Here is a 20,948-nt window from a genome sequence, read left to right on the forward strand (position 1 = left end):
GGGCAGGCGACCCCGGGTGGGATAAGCCCGGCCGCTGGCCGGGACGCAGGGTTAGAATGCGTATTTGAGTCTCGCCTCCACGTTACGCTCGGCCCCGAACCAGCAGTTGTTCTGGTCGTAGCAGGAGTAGTAGGTCTTGTTGAACAGGTTGCTGGCGCTCAAGGATGCCTGGACCCCTTTCAGACTCTGGCTGAGTTCGGCCAGATCGTAGGAGGCGGACATGTCCATCAGCAGGTAATCCGGCACCGTATCGGTATTGGCGGCGTCGAGCTCGGCCTCTCCCACATAGCGCAGGCCGGCGCCGACGCGCATGCCCTGCAAGCTGCCGCCCGCCTGGTAGTTGCTCCAGAGGGACGCCATCTGCTTGGGCACCCAGACCGGGGTCTTGCCCTGCAGATCGGTGGTGTCGCGGGTGATCTCCATGTCCTGACGGGTATAGCTCAGCGCCAGATCCAGGTTGCTGGTGATGTCCACCCGCCCTTCCAGCTCTATCCCCTTGGAGACGATTTCGCCGGTCTGCAGCTTGGGCCCGTAGATGTTGTCCGGATCCGTCACCAGGGCGTTCTCCTTGGTGATGTGGAAGGCGGCAACGGTGAAGGTCTTGCTCATGTCATCCGACAGATATTTGAGCCCCCCCTCCCACTGCTGACCGGTGGAGGGATCGAACGCCTTGCCGTTCTTGTCCGCCCCCGGCACCGGTTCGAAGCTCTCGGCATAGCTCACGTAAGGGGAGAAGCCGTAGTCCAGCTCATAGAGGGTGCCGAGACGGAAGGAGAGATTGTCCTGATCGATCGTCGCCAGAGACTGGCTGGCCGACCCCTGATAGAGGGTGTGGCTGTCGGTGTCCATCCGGTAGCTGTCGTAGCGGGCGCCACCGATGGCCACCAGCCTGTTCAGGCGCACCTGATCCTGCAGATAAACACCCGTCTGGGACTGGCGGATGGTCTTGTTGTCCTGGTAGGGGAAGCGCAGGGCATCGGGCACTATCTGGTTGTGATCCGGGTTGAAGATGTCGATGCTGGGGGCCGAATAGTCCAGGGTGTCTTCATAACGCACCCGTGCATCCAGATATTGATAATCGACCCCGAGCAGCAGGTTGTGCTGGGCCGCCCCCGTCATCACCTTGCCCGCCAGCTGGTTGTCGATGACAAAGCCGCGGGAATCCTCGTCCGTCAAATAGGCGTTGCGGGCAACGGTGCGGTTGTCTGCCGCCAGGGCGGCGTTGTAGGTGTTGCGCTGATAGGCCGAGGCATCCATATAGCGGGCATTTTGCAGCACCTGCCAGCTGTCGTTGAAGGCGTGGCTCAGCTTGTAACCGACCAGGGTTACGTCCCGGTTGTACTCGTTCCAGTTCTCGTCGCCGAGGAAGGTATCGCTGCCAAGCTGCCCCAGGGGGTTGGATTTGACCGAGCCGCTGGCCGGCACCGTGGTATAGATGCCGGCTTCCGGATCCTTCTGGTAGTAGAGGTTCAGGTTCAGCAGGGTGCGCTCGCCTAGCTGCCAGTCCAGGGAGGGGGCGAAGACGTAGCGCTCCTCTTCGGAGGTCACCGCCTGGCCGTCCTTCTGACGGGCCAGCCCCACCACCCGATAGGCAAATTGCTCATTGATGGCGCCAGTGCTGTCAAAGCTCATCTCTTTCAGGGCACCGGTGCCGGTGGCCACGCTCACGCTGTGTTTGGCTTCCCGCTGGGGGCGCTTGGCGATGAGGTTGACCATGCCGCCGGGCGGCATGCTGCCGTAGAGCACGGAAGTCGGCCCCTTGAACACCTCCAGCTGCTCGATGGCGACCGGGTCAATCTGGGGTTGCAGGTTCCACTCGTTGTATTGCAGCAACAGGCCGTCATAGAAGTTCTGGTAGTTGTCAAAGCCGCGGATGTTGAACAGATCCAACCGGTTGACGGCGCCGCCACGCAGCTCGGTGTTGACCCCGGGCACGTAGCGCAGGGCCTCGCTCACCGAGCTGACGCCGCGCTGATCCAGGGTCTCGCTATCCACCACCGAGATAGCCTGCGGCGTCTCGATGGGGTCGAGCTGGGTCTTGGTCGCGGTGTTGCGATAGGTCTGGCCGAGCACGGTCAGGGTCTCGTTGACCGCACTCTCCCGGGCATCCTGGGGAGTGGCGGCCAGCACTGAGCCTGCCAGCAGGGCGGAAATGGTCGCGGCGACCACGGTCAATGGGGGGTGAACAAGTTGCATCTGATCCTCGACTGCCAACTGCATGTGAATAGTAACAAATCTCATTTGCATTTTATTGTTCTATTTTGCCCCTGAATTAACAATTTGGGGCATGTTGGTGGGAAAATCGTGAGAAAGGCGTCTATTCGGTGCCATTTGACCGCGTGTTGCGGGTAGATGAGCGAGCGGCCAACGACCGCCACGGGGCGAAATCATTTATATGGCAAAACCACACAAAACCAGTGTGAATAATTACCATTTATGGATTGCTTAGAGAGAAATATTGCCTAGTTGAAGGTTTGCGACATCAAAAATAGAGTTATGACTCTTTTTTCATCAACTCGCTTGATCCGGGTCAAGCGCTACTAATAGAGAGAACGATAGACTTCCCTCCCCCAAGAACAGCCCTATTTGAGACAATATAAGGCCTCCAGACAGCGCCCATGAACAACATCATCAACAAAGATCTGCACTGCAACACCCAGCTCAATGTCTCCTTTGGCGTGATCATGCTGACCCTCACCATCGGCATGGCGACCGTCAGTTACATCATTCAGCGCGCGGCCGAGCAGCAGTATCACGGGATGGCGGCCATGTTCGTCCACAACATGGCGACCCAGTTCATCGAGCAGCAGTTCAAGCCGCTGGAATACACCCTCAACGAGACCAGCAACTTCATCGATGAACCGAGGCTGGCGGCCTTCCTCAATGAAGAGCAATCCCCATTGCGCACCGTGCTGATACAAACGTTGTCCATCAATCCCAACATCTCGAGCATCGTGGCCTCCGACCTGCAGGGGCACTTCAATACCGTTCCCTTCCTGGCGGTCGCAGCCGATTTCGATGCCACCACGCGCCCCTGGTTCCGATCCTCCACCTCCCGCAGCCTGTTCATCAATTACAGCGATCACTACACCAATGCGCAGACGGGACAGCAGACCGTCTCCTTCTCCCAGCTCATCGTCAGCCAGGATGGCTATCCCCTCGGCACCCTGGCCATGGATCTGAACCTCGAGCATCTGAGCTACCCGCTGCGCCAGTTGAAGAGCCCGCTCAGGGGAGAGTTCTACGTGGTGGACAGGGCCGGTGACATCCTGCTCCATTCGGATGTGAGCAACCTGTTTCGCCACAGCATCGATCCCATCCTCATCGGCAAGATGACCAATGGGGAAGATCATCTCCATGACAGGCAAAGCCGGACCCACTTTTACTACTACTCCTTCTCCAACCCGGACTGGTTTGTGATCTATGCCGTCAGCGATGACGATTTCAACGACGCCAGCCGGGCCGATGCCGATCTGCTGCTGATCGCCATTCCGGTCTGCCTGCTGATCTGTCTGCTCTGCTGGGGCTCCCTGCGCAACTCCATCAACAAGATGCTGATCCAGATCGTCGCCATGATGCGGGTCGGGCGCCTCGAACTGGACAAACCCGACCATCTGCTGCGCCAAGAGATCCAGCATGGTCACGAGCAGATGCAGGAGGCCATGACCGCCTCCACCACGGATGGCCTCACCGGCCTGTTCAACCGCCGCAGCTTCGATCAGGATCTGGCGGCCTGGGTCGGCAGCGGCCAGCCCTTCTTCCTCGGCATGATTGACCTGGACAACTTCAAGGCCATCAACGACCAGCGAGGCCACCCCATGGGAGATATCGTGCTCCAGACCGTGGCACAGGTGGGGATGCAGCAGGCAGGCAACCGGGCCAACCTCTACCGCTATGGGGGCGAGGAGCTCGCCATCATAGTGCCGGGCAATGACAAAGAGGCCGCCAACGCCCTGCTGGAGCGCTGGCGCCAGCAGATCGAGATACGCCAGTGGCGTGAGACCGATATGGTGGTGACCTTCTCCGCCGGCCTCGGCCAGTGGCGACAGGAGTCCTCCTCACAACTGATCGAGAAGGTTGATCAGGCCCTTTATGACGCCAAACACAGTGGCAAGAATCGGATACATTATGCCGACTGAGACTCTGGCGCAGCGGCTGCGCCTCGCCTGCCTGCTCAGCCTGGGTCTGCTTGTCGCGCTGACCATGCTCAACCTGATGCAGGCCGCCACCGGCCTTCGCAAGGATAACGAGCGCAGCCTGCGCCATGTCGAGGCCATGATCGACGCGGCCATCGATGACAGCCAGCAGCTGATCGAGGAGGCACGTCCTCTGGTCGGCAAGGCCTGCAAGGAGAACGTCCTGGCGCTGCGGGATCTCATCATCGCCTCCCCCTACGTCAGGGCACTCTATGTGCTGGAGGGCAGCCGCCTGATCTGCACCACCCTGCATCGGCCCCTGCAGGAGCAGAACCTGCCTCATTATCTTTTTGGCAATCAGGCGCTGATCCTCGCCAGCCACAGCCCCATCACCAACCAGACCGCCATCCTCTATCGCAAACAGATCGGTGGCCGCACCCTGCTGGCCGAGCTGGACGGCTTTCATATCTTCGGGGCCCTGCAAGCCGTGAAGGGAGAGGACAACCTCTTCTTCATTCTGGGAGAGCGCGCTCTCGACGGTCATGGTCGTCCCCAGAGCGCCGCCCCCTTGCTGGAAGAGCAGGGCAAACTGCTCTCCACCTCCCTCGATGGGCATCCCTATCGGCTGGTAGCCCTCAACGGCTACTCGCAGATCCTGGCCTTCGCCTGGGATTACAACCGCGACACCCTGCTCGCCACTCCGGTGCTGGCCCTGCTGCTGGGGCTGCTCACCTTCTACCTGAGCGGTCGCGGCGGTTCACCGCGCCGCGAGCTGGCCAGGGCCCTGGCGGCGCGCGAGTTCATCCCCTATCTGCAACCCGTGATGGACCGCGATGGCAAGCTGTGCGGCTGCGAAGTGCTGATGCGCTGGCACCACCCCGAGCAGGGAATGATAGCCCCCAACCACTTCATCCCCCTGGCGGAAGAGTGCGGCTACATAGTGCCCATGACCCGCCAGATGATGGCGCAGGCCCTTGAGCATTTGCTCACGATGGCAGACCGCCTGCCCCCCGGTTTTCACGTGGCGGTCAATGTGTGCGCCCAGCATTTCAGGAGTCAGGAGATAGTGAGCGAATGCCACGCCTTCCTGGACGCCCTGGCGGGTCACGACATCCGGCTGGTGCTCGAACTCACCGAGCGGGAGATGCTGGAGTGCGATGCCCAGACCCTGGCCATCTTCGACGCCCTCGACGACATGGGGGTGCTGGTGGCCATCGACGATTTTGGCACCGGCCACTCCAGCCTCTCCTACTTGCAGACATTTCACGTGGACATCATCAAGATCGACCGCAGCTTCATCAAGGGGATCCAGGAAGAGGGTCCCTCTCGGCTCATCGTCGAGAACATCCTGGATCTGGCCCATCGGATGGAGGTGGCACTGGTGGCCGAGGGGGTGGAGACCCGGGATCAGGTCGAGATGGTGCGCCACTACGGCATCGACTACCAGCAGGGCTTCTTCTTCGCCAAGCCCCTGCCCCCCAGTGACTTCAGCCAGCGCTTTCTCCCCTGTCACCAGGGGCCGCAAGCCTAGTCCTCGCAGGGGGCGATGGGGAGCCAGTACTCCATGCGGGCATCGTGCTGCTGGCCGTCGAAGCCCGGGCCGTAGGACTCCAGTTCATAGCCATCCAGCCCCCGATACCCCGAGCCCGGCAGCCAGTGCAGGATGAACCAGTTGAGGGTGCCGGCCAGCTCGTCGATGGGGCCCACGTGAGTGAGCACGGCATACGCCTGGGGCGGGACCCGCAGCCGTGCCAGACCGGGTGGCAACGTAGCCTCCTCCTCCACGGCGACCCCGGCCCAATAGGGCAGCGCCGCCTCGTTGGCAAGGGAGACATCCACCACCCCCAGCAACTCGCAGTCCCCTGTCGGCATGCCCCACGCCCGAAAAGCGCCCCAGATGGCGGGCACCCGCTGCTGAAAGTCGGGCGCCTCGGCAAAGAGTCCGCGGATCTCCCCCCTCACCCCCTGCAGCAGGAAGCCCGGCCGGCTCTCCACCCGTACCTGCATCAGCCTGGGTGCCCGTGCCTGCGGCGTCTGGGCCCGGACCAGCGGCATGAAGAGTCCCAGCCTCAGCCCTCGCTTGCGATAAGCGACGGGGGAGCAGCCAAACTGCTGCTTGAAGGCGCGGCTGAAGCTCACCTCCGAGCCAAAACCATGGCAGAGCGCCAGATCCAGCACCCGCTGCCGCGTCGAGAGCAACGCCTCGGCGGCCTGGCTCAACCTCAGCTCTCGCACATATTGCGCCACCGTGAAGCCGGTTTCATGCAGGAACACCCGCTGCAACTGCCAGCGGGACCAGCAGCTCTGCAGGGCCAGCTGCTCCAGGGAGAGGGGCTCCGCCAGATGGTGGTGGATATAGTCGAGTACCCGCTCGATGCGGGTGAACTGGGCGCGGGTGGCGGGGCTCGGCGCAAGGGCCGTGGGCAGATCGGACGGGGTCATCATGGTGTGCGTTGCAAACAGAAGGCGGCCATGCCGGGGTGGGGACATTAAACATGGCCGCCCAGCCAGGGGCAAGCACTCCCTGCCCGGATCCAGCCTCGCCGACCCGGGGCCGATGGCCGGACGCGACGGTCGGAACACTCCACGGCAGTGCAAACATTCACATTGAATAAAAATGAAAGATCAATAATTCACAAAAACAATAAAAGACAGATAAAACGACCGCAAAACCATCATCAAGCAACGCTTATCGCTGATAAAGATTTCCCACGCCGTCGGCGAAATAGCGGCGCAGGGCCTCGATCACCCGCCGCACCTTCTCCGGGATCTCCCGCTGGGGAGTGATGGCGTGGATCTCCATGGGGGCCACCCGATAATCCGGCAGCAAGGCGAGCAACTGACCCGCCGCGAGATCCTCGGCGATCTCCCCCTCCGGCTGCAGGGAGATCCCCTGCCCCGCCAACGTGAACTGGCGCAGGGGCAACACGTTGTTGCACTGCACCCTGGGCTTGGGTTTGACCCTGTAAGCCTGCCCCTTCTCATCGAAGAAGGCCAGGGCGCCCCCCAGCAGATCCGAGGCCAGCCACTCATGATCCAGCAGATCCACCGGACTGCGGGGAGTCCCCTTGCGCGCCAGATAGGCCGGGGCGGCGCACAAGATCATCCGGGTCTGTCCCAGCCTGCGCGCCACCAGGGTGGAATCGGGCGGAGTGCCGACCCGCAGCGCCACATCGATGCGCTCGGCAATGAGATCCCGCTTGCCATCGTCGGCGATTAACTGGATGCACAGACCGGGATGGGCCTGCAGCAGCGGCGAGAGCGCCCGCGCGAGGGGTTGCCCGGCCATGCCCACAGGGGCGGTGATCCGCACCTCGCCGAGCAGGCTGTCACGCACCTCGGCAAGGCGCAACTCGGTCTGGTTGAGGGTCTGCTGCAGGGACTGGCACCCCTGCCACACCACCTCTCCCGCCTCCGTCAGATTGAGTCTGCGGGTGGAGCGATGGAGCAGGGTCAGGCCGAGCAGGGCTTCCAGCTGGCTGATGTGCTGACTGACGGCGGAGGGGGTCATGCCGAGGACCTTGGCGGCCCCCGTCATGGTGCCCGCCTCCACCACGGCAGCGAAGATGGCGTAGCGCCTGAGTTGATCCATTATTAAATCCAGCTTACAAGTGATTGCAGTTTATAGTGGATTATTAAATCACATTCGGGGGCGTAGGATGAGCTCATTCCAACAGTGAAGGAGAATCCCCATGAAAATTGCCCTGATCGGTGCCAGTGGTTTTGTCGGTGCAGCCATCCTCGATGAGGCCGTGCGCCGTGGTCACCAGGTGACCGCCATCGTGCGCAACGTGAGCAAGATAGCCCCCCACCCCCTGGTGCGCGCCGTCGCGGTGGATGCCCAGGATCCCGTGGCTCTGGCCGCCGCCCTCGAGGGGCAGGATCGGGTGATCAGCGCCTACAACCCGGGCTGGGACGTGCCGGACATCCATGAGCAGTATCTCAAGGGGGCCAGCGCCATCGTCACGGCCGCCAAGGCGGCCAAGCGCTGGCTGCTGGTAGTCGGCGGCGCCGGCAGCCTGGAGATCGCTCCCGGCGTGCAACTGGTGGATACCCCGGACTTCCCGGCTGCCTGGAAGCAGGGGGCCCTGGCCGCTCGCGACGGCCTCACGGCGCTGCGTGAAGAAAGCACCCTCGACTGGCGTTTCGTCTCCCCCCCCGTGTTCCTCGAACCCGGCGAGAAGCGCGGCGGCTACCGGCTCGGTGGTGATCAGGTGCTGTTTAGCGGCGACAAGCCCGCCGGGATCACCGTCGGCGATCTGGCCGACGGGGTATTGAACGAGGCGGAGCAACCCGCCCACCTGCGCCAGCGCTTCACCCTGGGCTACTGATCTTCCCATCCCCTTGACGCTCCGTCAGAGGGCAGCTAAAAACACCATGAAAACGAGGGAGGCTTATGCCTCCCTCGTATTTTTTATCCTAAAGCAGCAGATTTCGCTGCCTGCCTCGCCCCTGTCGGCCAAAGCGTCCGGTACCAGCCTCACCGATGAGCAAAGCCGTGCCACGCCTGGCCTCGAAGCCGTTAAAGCCATCCACTCCGAATATAAAACGAATTCCATTTCGAATTTTGTATATAACTAAGAATAATTCGTTGTTTTGCCGTTATAACTCCGAACCTTAGTATCCCCTCAAGCCCCTGGCTACCCGCCTCATCCTGGCCACCAGGCCAGCGGCGGCAGTCACCTCGTCATTGGAACGCGGGAGCGCCCGTATGCGAGCATCTGAGGAGAGACACATGGAACACACGTCATTGCCCATCATCGATCTCGCCGCCCTGAGCGGTGCCCCCGACAGCCGTCGCCAGATGTTGGCAAGGCTCGGCCAGGCGGCGCGAGAGGTGGGCTTCTTCTATCTGATTGGCCACGATCTGAGCCCGGAGCAGCAGCGGGAGATGCTGGCGCTGGCGGCCCGCTTCTTCGCCCTGCCTGAGCAGGAAAAACGGGCGGTGCAGATGGTGCACTCCCCCCATTTTCGCGGTTACAACCAGGTGGGCGCCGAGCTCACCCGCGCCCGGCCGGATCTGCGGGAGCAGTTCGACATCATGGGGGAAGAGGCGGCGCTCCCGGCGGCAGAGATCCATCAGCCCTGGCAGCGGCTCATCGGTCCCAACCAGTGGCCGGCGGCCCTGCCCGAGATGCAGGAGGCGCTGCTGGCCTGGCAGGCGCGACTCACCGGCATCACGCTCACCCTGCTCGATGCCTTCGCCGAGGCACTGGCCCAGCCACCGGGCGTCTTCGATGAGAGCATTCGCGGCACCCCCTATCAGCACATGAAGCTCATCCACTACCCGGGACAGGTCGCGGGTGGCAGTGGGCAAGGGGTCGGCGCCCACAAGGATCCGGGCTACCTGACCCTGGTGATACAGGACGATCACTCCGGCCTCGAAGTGGAGACGGCCAGCGGCTGGATCTCCGCCCCGCCCCTGCCGGGCGCTCTGGTGGTCAACATCGGCGAGCTGCTGGAGCTCGCCTCCAACGGCTACTTGAAAGCAACCTTGCACCGGGTGAAGAGCCCGCCCCCCGGCGTCTCGCGCCTCTCTCTCGCCTTCTTCATGGCGGCGAGGCTGGACGCCAGGGTGCCGCTGCTGACCCTCTCACCCGAGCAGGCGGCCGAGGCGCAGGGGCCCGAGAGCGATCCCGCCAATCCGCTCTTCTATGAGGTGGGCGAAAACGTGCTCAAGGGACGACTGCGCTCCCACCCGGACGTGGCGGCCCGCCACTATGGCGTCACCCAAGCGGCCCGACGGGACACAGCCAGCGCCCTGCCCGAGCCCGTATGAACAGACAGGGGATGGCCCAATGCCATCCCGTTTTCGGGAAGGAACGCCCTTCCCCAGCCACAATAAACAGATCAAGCAGATGGCCAGCCAGCCTGGCAATGACGGAGAAAAACAATGAAATTCAAGACCATGAGCGTGCACAGCGGCCAGCGTATCGATCCCCAGACCGGCGCCCTCACCACCCCGCTCTACCAGAGCAGCACCTTCAGCTACGTCAATGCCCAGGCGGGCAAGGAGCGCTTCGCCGGCCAGGCGCCGGGCTTTATCTACAGCCGCTTTGGCAACCCCACCACGGCAGAGCTGGAGCTGAAACTCGCGGCGCTGGAGGGGGCAGACGAAGCCTTGGTGGTGGCGAGCGGCATGGCGGCAGTGAGCGCCATCATGTATGCCCTGGCAGACAGCGGCGATGAAGTGGCCTATATCGGCCCCCTCTATGGCGGCACCGATGCCTTCTTGAAGCAGACCTTCAGCCGCGCCGGCATCCGGGTTACCGCCTACGACAGCGATCAGGATCTGCTGGCCAACATCAGCCCCGCCACCAAGGTGGTGCTGTTCGAGACGCTGACCAACCCCACCCTCAAGGTGGTGGATCCCCGCATCGTGGTGGAGGCGGCCCGCAAGGTGGGAGCCATCACGGTGTGTGACAACACCTTCCTCACCCCCTATCTGCTGCGTCCGCTGGAGCTTGGCATCGACATCGTGATGCACAGCGGCACCAAGTACCTGGGCGGTCACGGCGACATCATCGCCGGGGTGGTGGCGGGCTCTCACGCCCTGATGAAGTCCATCCGCACCGTTGCCCTCAAACACATCGGCTCCCCCATCGGGCCGCAGGAGGCCTATCTGCTGCAGCGCGGGGTCAAGACCTTGCCCCTGCGCATGGACGCCCATCTGCACAACGCCCAGAAAGTGGCCGACTTCCTCGCCGCTCACCCGGCGGTGAAGAGGGTGATCTACCCGGGGCTTGCCAGTCACCCGGGCCACGATGCCCTCGGCGCCTTCGCCAGCGGCTTTGGCGGCATGGTGAGTATCGAGCTGGAGGGGGGCTTTGCGCGCTGCGCCACCCTGCTCGACAACCTGCAACTGTTCGTGCAGGCGGTGAGCCTCGGGGATCTCGAGAGCCTGGCCTGCCACCCGGCCAGCACCACCCATGCCGCCATGGACGAGGAGAGCCGCCTCGCCGCCGGGGTGAACGATGATCTCATCCGCTTCAGCATCGGGGTGGAGGATGCGGACGACCTCATCGCCGATCTGGCGGCGGCCCTGGCGCTGATCTGAGGCCGCGCTGACGCGGCCCCAGCCCGCCTCATCGCAGGGCAGCCTCGCCGGGACACGCAAAAGCAAAGAGGGAAGGTATCGCCTTCCCTCTTTTCATGCTGTATGCAAACGCTGTTGCGATGGAAAACACCATCAAACCCGTGCCGACAGCCGACTATATCGCCCTGGCGGCGCCGAGTAGCAGCCTCTGCTCGTCGGCGCTCTCCTCGCCGCCCCTCTCAGGCGTCGTGGTACTCCTGGCAGGCGATCAGGGTGTTCTCCATCAGGCTGGCCACCGTCATGGGGCCGACGCCCCCCGGCACCGGCGTGATGAAGGCCGCGTGGCTGCGGGCCGTCTCGAACTCCACGTCCCCCACCAGGGAGCCGTCCGCCAGACGGTTGATGCCCACATCGATCACCAGGGCGCCGGGTTTGACCCACTCACCCGGGATGAAGTTCGGCTTGCCCACCGCCACCACCAGCAGGTCGGCGCGGCGCACCTGGGTCTCCAGATCCTGGGTGAAGCGGTGACAGGTGGTGGTGGTACAACCCGCCAGCAGCAGCTCCAGCATCATGGGACGACCGACGATGTTGGAGGCGCCGACCACCACCGCATGCAGGCCGTGGGTCTTGATCCCGGTGGTTTCAATCAGGGTCATGATCCCCTTGGGGGTGCAGGGGCGCAGCGCCGGAATGCGCTGGGCCAGGCGTCCGATGTTGTAGGGATGGAAGCCATCCACGTCCTTGTCGGGGCGGATCCGCTCCAGCACCTGGGTCGCGTCGCAATGAGCCGGCAGGGGCAACTGCACCAGGATGCCGTCCACCTCGGGATCGGCATTGAGCCGGTCGATCAGGGCCAGCAGCTCTTCCTGGCTCGCACTGGCATCCAAGTCGTAGGAGCGGGAGACGAAACCCACCTCTTCACAGGCGCGACGCTTGCTGCCGACATAGACCTGGGACGCCGGATCCATTCCCACCAGAACCACCGCCAGCCCGGGAGCACGCTTTCCCTGGGCCAGGCGCTGCTGGACTTGTTTGGCGACCTGGCTGCGAATCGTTTGCGCAACCTGTTTTCCATCAATGATTTTGGCAGACATCGGTTCTCACTCATCCTGTGTTCAACTGTGCGCATTGTCGCATTTTTTTGGCGCGGGTGTTAGCGGCTCTCGCAGGGCGGGCAATAAGTAGGCACTTGAATTTACTGGCGGAAAAAGTCGTTGACGCTGTGTTTGCCGCTTGGGTATGATGCCCGCCCGTTGCCCAGTGGTGCCGTGCTCGGTATGCTGGAAAGACGGTGCAAGCAGTAACATCTCGGTGATTAGCGCAGCCCGGTAGCGCATCTGGTTTGGGACCAGAGGGTCAAAGGTTCGAATCCTTTATCACCGACCAGGTTCATCGTGGAGGTCCACACTCCGCGATACAAAGCGCCCTTAGCTCAGTCGGATAGAGCAACGGCCTTCTAAGCCGTGGGTCGCAGGTTCGAATCCTGCAGGGCGCGCCATTAATTCGATGACTCTTTGCAGCATCGGAATTAAGGGCAGATTTCAGTGGTGGCTGTAGCTCAGTTGGTAGAGTCCCGGATTGTGATTCCGGTTGTCGTGGGTTCGAGCCCCATCAGCCACCCCATTATTTCCCGATGCGCCTTGTGCCGTCGGTTGACGCCACAAGATGGCGTACAGCAAACCGGCCCAGTGCCGGTTTTTTGTTGCCTTTTTTCTTCCCCTCCCCCTTTCAGCAGCCATCACTCCCGCTTTTCACGCCGACCCATTTGACCAGCATCCTGCTGGATGCGGGTCGGGATCACAAAAATGACCGCAGGCCAGATCCCCCACTAAATTTCTCTTCCTACAATGACTTGGCGCAACTTCTGGCATCGGACGCCGTGATACTGATTAAAAAGTAAATAAAGTTCGCCCTGCGCCCCATACTGACTGCGGTCGGTGCCACGGCCCGACCCGCACCGGATGTCGCAGGGGATGCTATCGTCATTGGATTGTTAAATTAGATGAGCACAATCCATTCTTTCACGCCCCGGGTGGCGCATCATTAGACAAACGAATGAAATAAAAATCGTTATTGAGAGCAGACCCACAGCAATACGACGAGCAATGTCAAACAGGCTGACCGAGCAACATGGAACTGTCTTCCATGCTCACCGGATACGCGTTGTCAGCCATAGCAAGGAGAGATCGAGATGAGTGAAGAAAGCAAGTGCCCCTTCAACCACACCGCCGGCGTCGGCAGAACCAACCGTGACTGGTGGCCGAATCAGCTGAGGCTGGATCTGTTGCACCAGCACTCCCCCAGCTCAGATCCCATGGACAAGGACTTCGACTACGCCAAGGCATTTGCGAGTCTTGACTACAAGGCGCTCAAGCGCGATCTGGTCCAGCTGATGACCGACTCCCAGGAGTGGTGGCCGGCAGACTTCGGCCACTACGGGCCCCAGTTCATCCGCATGGCCTGGCACGCCGCCGGTACCTATCGCACCACGGACGGTCGTGGCGGTGGTGGCCGCGGTCAGCAACGCTTCGCCCCCCTCAACAGCTGGCCGGACAACGTCAACATCGACAAGTCCCGCCGCCTGCTCTGGCCCATCAAGCAAAAATACGGCAACAAGATCTCCTGGGCCGATCTGCTGATCCTCGCCGGCAACGTCGCGCTGGAATCCATGGGGTTCCGCACCTTCGGGTTCGGCGCCGGGCGACCGGATGTCTGGGAGCCGGATCAGGACGTCAACTGGGGTGACGAGATCGCCTGGCTCGGGGTCGACCCGGATCGGGTCAAGGGGGATCGCGAGCTGACGGCCCCCTTCGGCGCCACCCACATGGGCCTGATCTACGTCAACCCGGAGGGACCGAACGCCAGCGGCGACTACCTGGAAGCCGCCAAGGACATCCGCTCCACCTTCGGTCGCATGGCCATGAATGACGAAGAGACCGTCGCCCTCATCGCCGGCGGTCACACCTTCGGCAAGACCCACGGCGCCGCGCCGGAATCCCACAAGGGTCCGGAACCGGAAGCCGCACCGCTCGAGGCCCAGGGCCTCGGCTGGATCAGCGACTACGGCAGCGGTCACGGCAAGGATACCGTCTCGAGCGGCCTCGAAGTGACCTGGACCAAGACCCCTGCCCTTTGGAGCAACAACTTCTTCGAGAACCTGTTCAAGTACGAGTGGGAACTGACCAAGTCCCCGGCTGGCGCCAAGCAGTGGATAGCCAAAGATGCCCCGGAGATCATTCCGGACGCCCATATCCCCGGCAAGTTCCACAAGCCGACCATGCTGACCACCGACCTGACCCTGAGGTTTGACCCGGAGTTTGGCAAGATCTCCCGCCACTTCTACGAGGATCCGCAAGCCTTCGCCGATGCCTTCGCCCGCGCCTGGTTCAAGCTGACCCACCGCGACATGGGCCCGGTAGCCCGTTACCTGGGGCCGGAAGTGCCGAAAGAGACGCTGATCTGGCAAGATCCCATCCCGGCGGTCGATCATCCCCTGATCGGAGACAAGGACGTGGCCGCCCTCAAGGAGAAGATCCAGGCCTCCTCCCTCTCGGTCTCCGAGCTGGTTTCCACCGCCTGGGCGGCCGCCTCCAGCTTCCGTGGCTCCGACAAGCGCGGTGGTGCCAACGGTGCCCGCATCCGTCTCGCCCCGCAGAAGGATTGGGCCGTCAACCAGCCCGCTCAGCTGGCCAAGGTGCTAAAAGCGCTGGAAGCCATCCAGGCCGAGTTCAACAAGGGTGACAAGAAGGTCTCCCTCGCGGATCTCATCGTGCTGGCGGGCAACTTCGGCGTCGAGCAGGCCGCGAAGAAGGCGGGGGTCGCCGTGACCGTGCCCTTCGCACCGGGCCGGATGGATGCCTCCCAGGCCCAGACCGACGTCGATTCCTTCGCGGTGCTCGAACCCCTTGCCGATGGCTTCCGCAACTACGGCGGTCAGTGCGCCGCCTTCGCGGAGACCATGCTGATCGACAGGGCGCAACTGCTCACCCTGAGCGCCCCCGAGATGACGGTGCTGGTCGGTGGCATGCGGGTGCTCGGCACCAATGTCGGTGGACAGCACGGGGTGCTGACCGCCAACCCCGGCACCCTCTCCAACGACTTCTTCGTCAACCTGCTCGACATGGGCACGGAGTGGAAGCCGGCGGCGGACAAGGGAACCTACACCGGCCAGGATCGCAAGAGCGGCAAGACCCGGTGGACGGGCACCCGGGTCGATCTGGTGTTTGGCTCCAACTCCCAGTTGCGGGCCATTGCCGAGGTGTACGCCAGCGCGGATGCCAAGGAGAAGTTCATCAACGACTTCGTGGCCGCCTGGACCAAGGTGATGAACCTGGATCGCTTCGACCTCGCCTAAGTCATCCATGACAACAGCCCCGCCCCGCTCACCGGGAGCGGGGCTTTTTTATACCGCCTCTTTGGTGGCCCCGCCCTCTCCTCACGCTGCAACCTCGCTCTCTGCTCGCCTTTCGCGGCAGTGCACATCCCCAGCGCCTGGCTGCGCAATTTCCATCAGTCTTTCATGCTGCAAACCAATAAAAAACCACCATCATCTCGCCAGGAGAGGATGGTGGCCGGTGAAAACAGGCGGTTTTATTCAATCAAGCAGCATGGACGACTGCCTGGTCACAGGATCTCGCCGTTGCTGGCGATGACCCGGCGATACCAGTCGAAGCTGCGTTTTTTGCTACGGGCAAAGCTGCCGCTGCCGTCATCGTTCTTATCCACGTGGATAAAGCCGTAGCGCTTGCTGTACTCCCCCGTGGTGAAGGAGACGCAGTCCAGGCATCCCCAGGGGGTGTAACCCATGACGTCCACCCCGTCCTCGATGATGGCGAGCTTCATCTGCTCGATATGGGCGCGCAAGTAAGCGATGCGATAGTCGTCGTTGATCTCCCCGCTCGCCTCCTTCTGATCCCGCGCGCCGAAACCGTTCTCGACGATGAAGAGCGGCTTCTCGTAGCGGCCATAGAGCAGGTTCAGGGTGTAGCGCAGCCCCACGGGGTCGATTTGCCAGCCCCACTCGGACGCCTGCACATGGGGATTCGGGACGCTGCCCGCAAACCCGGACAGGGCCGTGCCCGTGCCGGCGCCATCGGCCTTCACCGCATTGCTCATGTAGTAGCTGAGCCCGATGTAGTCGGCGCAGCCCGCCCGCAGTGTCTCCTCGTCGCCCGGCTCCATGACGATGTGATAACCCTTGCGCTGCCACTCCTTGCGGATATAGGCGGGATAATGACCGCGCACGTGCACGTCCCCGAACAGGAAGCGCTCGCGCATGGCGATTTCCGCATACATCACATCGTCCGGGTGGCAGGAGTAGGGATAGAGCGGCACCATGGCCAGCATGCAGCCAATCTGCAACTCGGGGTTGATGGCATGGCCCAGGCTGACCACTTTCGCGCTCGCCACGAACTGGTGGTGCAGCACCTGATACATGCACTCCTCCGGGTTCGGCTCCTGGTTGTAGATGACCCCGGAGCAGCAGTAGCCGAACAGGGGCACCTGCCAGTTGCGCTGGTTGTTGATCTCGTTGAAGGTCATCCAGTATTTGACCTTGTGCTGGTAGCGGCGAATGACCACCTCACTGAAGCGCACGAAGAAATCCACCAGCTTGCGACTTTTCCAGCCCCCGTACTCGGTCACCAGGTGATTGGGCATCTCGAAGTGGGAGAGCGTGATGACGGGCTCGATGCCATGGCGCAGCAGCTCGTCGAACAGGTCGTCGTAGAAGCGCAGCCCCGCCTCGTTCGGCTCGGCCTCGTCCCCCAGCGGGAAGATCCGTGACCAGGCGATGGAGGTACGAAAACACTTGAACCCCATCTCGGCAAAGAGCGCGATGTCGTCCTTGTAGTGGTGATAGAAATCCACCGCCTCGTGATTGGCGTAGCGATAGCCCTCCTCGACTCGGTCGGTGATGATCCGCTCCACGCCGTGGGCACCGCTGGTGAGCACATCGACGATGCTCATCCCCTTGCCTCCCAGATCCCAGCCCCCTTCCACCTGGTGGGCGGCAACCGCGCCCCCCCACAGAAAATCGTTCGGCAATGTGTTGTTCATGACGGCTCGCTCCTTAAACGGCTTCGGATTTCAACGGCTGTGGCTGGCTTATCTCGGCATCGGTCTGGAAACCCGCCAGCCAGGAGAAGATGACGCCGAGGGTAAAGGCGACGCCGATGGAGAGCAGGAAGCCCAGGAACTGGGCCATGTGACCCTCCTTGAAGAACACCGGCAGCACGGCGATGCCGGGGATGCAGTAGCTCCAGGAGACCGCATTGAAGGCTCCCGCCACGGTGCCGCCGATGGCGCCGGCCAGGCAGCCGCAGACAAGCGGGCGCTTGAAGCGCAGGGCGACCCCGTAGATGGCGGGCTCCGTGATGCCAAACAGGGCGGTCACCCCGGCCGAGAGGGTCATGCTCTTGAGCTCTGCATCCCGGGTCTTGAAATAGACCCCGAACACGGCGCCGGCGATGCCAAATACCGCGGAGGCCTGCAACCCGGTGAAGGTGTCATAGCCCAGGGTGGCATAGTTGCCGACCGTCACCGGGGTGATCCCCCAATGCACGCCCAGGGTCACCAGGGGTGTCCAGACCGCCCCCACCACGAAACCGGCGATGGCGGGGCTCAGGTGATAGAGGGTGTTGTAGATGCCACCGATGGCGCCGCCGATGAGGTTGCCGATGGGACCGAAGGCCAGCAGGGTCAGGGGCACCATGATGGCGAGACAGAACATGGGGGTGAAGAGGTTGCGCACCACCACCGGCAAAATCCGCTCGAAGAAGCGCTGCACATAGGACATGGCCCACACCATCAGGATGATGGGGATCACCGACGCGGTGTAACTCAGGTACTGCACCGGCAGGCCGAGGAAACTGAGGGGCGCGCTGTTGAGGGGCACCCCCACCAGGTTGACGATGGCCTCGTTGATGGCCGGGTTATCCATCGCCGACTGCATCAGCGCCTGCACCGCCGGATCCGCGGAGTTCGCGAGGATGATTTTGTTCGCGGTCAGCATGTTCATGTAGTCGGGGGAGACCAGGGCACAGGCCGCAATCACCGCAGTGAAGGGGTTCACGTTGAACTTCCTGGCGGCGGTGAAGGCGACCATCACCGGCAGGAAGGTGAACCCAGTCCAGGAGACGAAATTCAAGATGCGGAAGGTGCCGCTGGCGGGATCCATCCAGTCGATGGCGGCGAAGAAGGAGATGAGCCCCTGCAACACGCCGCAGGCGGCCAGGGGATAGAGGAAGGGGGCGAAGATGCTGGAGATGATGTCCATCAGCTGGTTCACCATGCCCACCTTGGGGGCCTCGACCACGGCATTCTCATCGATATTCACCAGCTTTTGTACCTCCCGGTAGGCGTCGCCGACATGATTGCCGATCACCACCTGCAACTGGCCACTGGATTCGATGACGGTGATGACACCTTTGACCCGCTTGAGCACCTCCTTGTCCACCAGCCCCGTCTCTTTCAAGACGAACCGCAACCGGGTGGCGCAATGCGTCACGCTCACGACATTGCCGTCACCACCAATCAACTCGACGATCTGTTTCGCCGAATCCGCATAGTTAATTGCCATCGTTACCCTTCCCTGCCATTTATTAATTAATATCGAGACTATTTGAACGCTGTGAATGGATGGTAGGGAAAGCACTCAACCTTGTCACCATATAACAAAATGCCAACAATGTTATTTGTTACATTGAAGACACAGCCTGTGACATCTTGGCATTGATGGTATTTGCCAGCTGGCGACCAATGGACTCGATAATATAAATAACCGGCACCTGGGTAGTAATATCATATTCATTATCGACGACCACTCTCGCTGCATGATAGGAAATATTGAAATCTGCCATCTGGGCCAGGGTAGATTTATTATCGCTGGTAATACTGATGACCTTGCAATGGTGCAGCAGGAATTGTTCCGCCAGCTTGATGATCTCCGCCGTTTCCCCCGACACCGACAGCACTATCACCACCGCCTGCTTGTACATGTCGGTGTTGACCGGGTAGTAGGGATCGTCGATGTGGTTGCTGAACTTGCCGATATTCGAGAAGAAGCGAGCCCCGTAGCGGCCCAGCGTGCCGGAGGTGCCGGCCCCCACGAAGATGACCCGCTCGGCCCCGGCGATCTGTCCGGCGGCGCTCAGGATCAGGGCATCGAATTCGTCGTTGTTGATGCTCTTGAAAAAAGAGAGAAACTCATTGGCGCCGTGCGGAATGGATATCTGACCACGTTTTTCACCATTCATCTTGAGGTAGGCTTTGAATTCCGCATAGCCGCTGTAATTCAATTTTTTGCAAAAGCGTAATACCGTGGCCGTCGATACATCACAGGCCTCGGCCAATTCCCTGACCGTCATATAAATAACGGTCTGATGATGTTTCATCACATAGTTATAAACTTTGAATTCGAATGTATTTAACGTGGAGACCAATTGGTTATTGAACATCTTCCATCACCCGAAGCGCTTGCTTTCGTCAGTAGAGACAATGTCACGCAGTGTAACAAAAGCAGAAAAGCGAACGAGTGGAGTCCAAACTAAAAGCGGGAAACGTGATGATTGTCACGCTCATCTCCTGATACCTGTCACGGTATCGACCCGGCCAATCAGCGGGTTGGGAATATCAAGCGCCACATGAAACTTGATTTGTTCCGGCCCTGACCGGACTGGGGCACAGGATGACGATGACGAGGGCCGTATCATCTATCCTCCTTCCCGGTCCGACGTGTCTCCGGCTCCTCCTCCCAGCGATAGAGGGCCAGCAGGGAGGCCATGTAGCGCTCCGTTTCGCCGATGAGGCGAGCACGGAGACGCGACCATCCGTTTGACAAGCCGGGCTCGACCGGATGACGGCCTGCCCCATCATGACCTGCCGATGACACCCTGCCTGGCCGCCCCTCGCTGGATAGCCCCTTACTGGATAGCCCCGGGCTGGATCTATCCCTGTTTGATAACCCCATGTCACTCTCCCTGCGTCAGTCTCTTGGTGTTGCGTCGCAACCCGCCGTGATGACGGTGCAGCCGACTGCCTTGAACGCCGCCATCAGGATGGGATCCTGCTGGGTGCAGATGAGGTAGTCCGTCTGCGCCGAGCTCAGGAAGGGGTAGGACGCCAGGGATTCAATCTTGTCGTCATTGCACAGCACCGCTAGGGAGCCAGAACGCTCCGCCACCCGGCGCTTGAACTCGCTGTCCTGATAATGGATGGCGCTGAACCCCAGATCCGATGACCAAGCGCAGACCCCGAGGAAACAGAGATCGAAGCGAAACTTCTGGATGGACTCGGCCGCCGTGATGTCCACCGCGCCGCCCACCATGGGATCCAGCTCGCCACCCACCAGAATGGTCTTGACGTTGCGCCGCTCCAGCAGTCGCACCGCGATGGCCGGGCTATTGGTCACCACCGTCAGATCCAGGTGCTCCGGCATGATGGAGGCCAACAACAGGTGAGTGCTACTCGCATCGAGGAAGATCAGCTGCTTCTCCTTGATGATGCCGAGGGCTGCCAGCGCCAGCCCCTGTTTCTCGGCCACCTTGCTGTTGCTGCGCTCGGTCAGGGTGCCCGTCTGGGGTGACAAGGAGATGGCCCCCCCGTGGATCCGCTTGCACTGGCCGGCATCGGCCAGTTGCCGCAGATCCCGCCTGATGGTCGCCTCCGTGGTGCCGAGCTGATCCGCCAGGCTCGCCGCCATCACCTTGTGGTGAGCGGCCAGCAGATCCAGGATCAGCAACTGCCGCTCCTCCGGTGAATATTTGTCCATGATG

Annotated in this window: 14 protein-coding genes and 3 tRNA genes; 9 read left to right on the plus strand and 8 right to left on the minus strand. The window is 61.7% G+C overall.

Features of this window, described 5'->3' with window-relative positions; all coding sequences use genetic code 11:
- Window positions 1–51: 51 nt before the first annotated feature.
- Window positions 52–2,196, minus strand: coding sequence for a TonB-dependent siderophore receptor (locus tag VZC39_RS11365; protein WP_434662596.1), 2,145 nt, complete (start codon window positions 2,194–2,196; stop codon window positions 52–54).
- Window positions 2,197–2,618: 422 nt separating this feature from the next.
- Between VZC39_RS11365 and VZC39_RS11370 the strand changes: the two genes are divergently transcribed.
- Together VZC39_RS11370 and VZC39_RS11375 are read left to right on the plus strand one after the other, a co-directional pair.
- Window positions 2,619–4,139 (plus strand): sensor domain-containing diguanylate cyclase, encoded by a 1,521-nt coding sequence (locus VZC39_RS11370; protein WP_434662598.1) that lies wholly within the window; start codon window positions 2,619–2,621, stop codon window positions 4,137–4,139.
- The gene (locus tag VZC39_RS11375; RefSeq protein WP_434662600.1) at window positions 4,129–5,667 is read left to right on the plus strand and encodes an EAL domain-containing protein; all 1,539 of its coding nucleotides are present in this window, start codon (window positions 4,129–4,131) and stop codon (window positions 5,665–5,667) included. Before VZC39_RS11370 ends, VZC39_RS11375 begins: the two co-directional genes overlap by 11 nt.
- On the opposite strand, the gene VZC39_RS11380 is transcribed toward VZC39_RS11375, so the two are convergent.
- The gene (locus VZC39_RS11380) at window positions 5,664–6,581 is read right to left on the minus strand and encodes a helix-turn-helix domain-containing protein (RefSeq protein WP_434662602.1); all 918 of its coding nucleotides are present in this window, start codon (window positions 6,579–6,581) and stop codon (window positions 5,664–5,666) included. The genes VZC39_RS11375 and VZC39_RS11380 overlap by 4 nt on opposite strands.
- Window positions 6,582–6,825: 244 nt before the next feature.
- Window positions 6,826–7,728: a LysR family transcriptional regulator gene (locus VZC39_RS11385; protein ID WP_434662605.1), complete on the minus strand. Its 903-nt coding sequence runs from the start codon at window positions 7,726–7,728 to the stop codon at window positions 6,826–6,828.
- Window positions 7,729–7,828: 100 nt separating this feature from the next.
- Between VZC39_RS11385 and VZC39_RS11390 the strand changes: the two genes are divergently transcribed.
- From VZC39_RS11390 to VZC39_RS11400, 3 genes are all read left to right on the plus strand, one after another.
- Window positions 7,829–8,467 (plus strand): NAD(P)-dependent oxidoreductase, encoded by a 639-nt coding sequence (locus tag VZC39_RS11390; RefSeq protein ID WP_434662607.1) that lies wholly within the window; start codon window positions 7,829–7,831, stop codon window positions 8,465–8,467.
- A gap of 404 nt (window positions 8,468–8,871) precedes the next feature.
- Window positions 8,872–9,915, plus strand: coding sequence for an isopenicillin N synthase family dioxygenase (locus VZC39_RS11395; RefSeq protein ID WP_434662609.1), 1,044 nt, complete (start codon window positions 8,872–8,874; stop codon window positions 9,913–9,915).
- A gap of 114 nt (window positions 9,916–10,029) precedes the next feature.
- Entirely contained in the window at window positions 10,030–11,193 is a 1,164-nt protein-coding gene (locus tag VZC39_RS11400) for a trans-sulfuration enzyme family protein (protein WP_434662611.1), read from the plus strand.
- Window positions 11,194–11,411: 218 nt separating this feature from the next.
- Here VZC39_RS11400 and folD read toward each other — a convergent pair whose 3' ends face one another.
- Window positions 11,412–12,269 carry a bifunctional methylenetetrahydrofolate dehydrogenase/methenyltetrahydrofolate cyclohydrolase FolD gene (folD, locus tag VZC39_RS11405; protein ID WP_434662613.1) on the minus strand — a complete coding sequence of 286 codons (858 nt, stop codon included), beginning with the start codon at window positions 12,267–12,269 and terminating at the stop codon, window positions 11,412–11,414.
- 215 nt (window positions 12,270–12,484) lie between these two features.
- Between folD and VZC39_RS11410 the strand changes: the two genes are divergently transcribed.
- The 4 genes from VZC39_RS11410 (at window position 12,485) to katG (ending at window position 15,529) form a co-directional block, all read left to right on the plus strand.
- Window positions 12,485–12,561, plus strand: a tRNA-Pro gene (locus tag VZC39_RS11410).
- Window positions 12,562–12,596: 35 nt separating this feature from the next.
- Window positions 12,597–12,673 (plus strand) — tRNA-Arg (locus VZC39_RS11415).
- Between the two features lie 49 nt (window positions 12,674–12,722).
- Window positions 12,723–12,798: transfer RNA gene (locus VZC39_RS11420), tRNA-His, on the plus strand.
- A gap of 568 nt (window positions 12,799–13,366) precedes the next feature.
- A complete protein-coding gene (katG, locus tag VZC39_RS11425; RefSeq protein ID WP_434662615.1) occupies window positions 13,367–15,529 on the plus strand; it encodes a catalase/peroxidase HPI in 2,163 nt (720 codons plus the stop codon).
- Window positions 15,530–15,798: 269 nt separating this feature from the next.
- Here the strand turns inward: katG and VZC39_RS11430 are convergent, their stop codons facing one another.
- The 4 genes from VZC39_RS11430 to VZC39_RS11445 all read right to left on the minus strand — a co-directional run bounded on the left by VZC39_RS11430 (window position 15,799) and on the right by VZC39_RS11445 (window position 20,944).
- The gene (locus VZC39_RS11430; RefSeq protein ID WP_434662617.1) at window positions 15,799–17,232 is read right to left on the minus strand and encodes a 6-phospho-beta-glucosidase; all 1,434 of its coding nucleotides are present in this window, start codon (window positions 17,230–17,232) and stop codon (window positions 15,799–15,801) included.
- A 13-nt stretch (window positions 17,233–17,245) separates the two neighbouring features.
- On the minus strand, window positions 17,246–18,754 hold the full coding sequence (locus VZC39_RS11435) for a PTS transporter subunit EIIC (protein WP_434662618.1): 1,509 nt from the start codon (window positions 18,752–18,754) through the stop codon (window positions 17,246–17,248).
- A 118-nt stretch (window positions 18,755–18,872) separates the two neighbouring features.
- Window positions 18,873–19,631: a MurR/RpiR family transcriptional regulator gene (locus VZC39_RS11440; RefSeq protein ID WP_349917988.1), complete on the minus strand. Its 759-nt coding sequence runs from the start codon at window positions 19,629–19,631 to the stop codon at window positions 18,873–18,875.
- A 527-nt stretch (window positions 19,632–20,158) separates the two neighbouring features.
- Complete coding sequence (locus VZC39_RS11445; protein ID WP_434662620.1) at window positions 20,159–20,944, minus strand: DeoR/GlpR family DNA-binding transcription regulator; 786 nt, start codon at window positions 20,942–20,944, stop codon at window positions 20,159–20,161.
- Window positions 20,945–20,948: the final 4 nt, after the last annotated feature.

The sequence above is a fragment of the Aeromonas sp. NJAU223 genome (genome assembly GCF_051125555.1).
GTDB lineage: Bacteria > Pseudomonadota > Gammaproteobacteria > Enterobacterales > Aeromonadaceae > Aeromonas > Aeromonas veronii_G.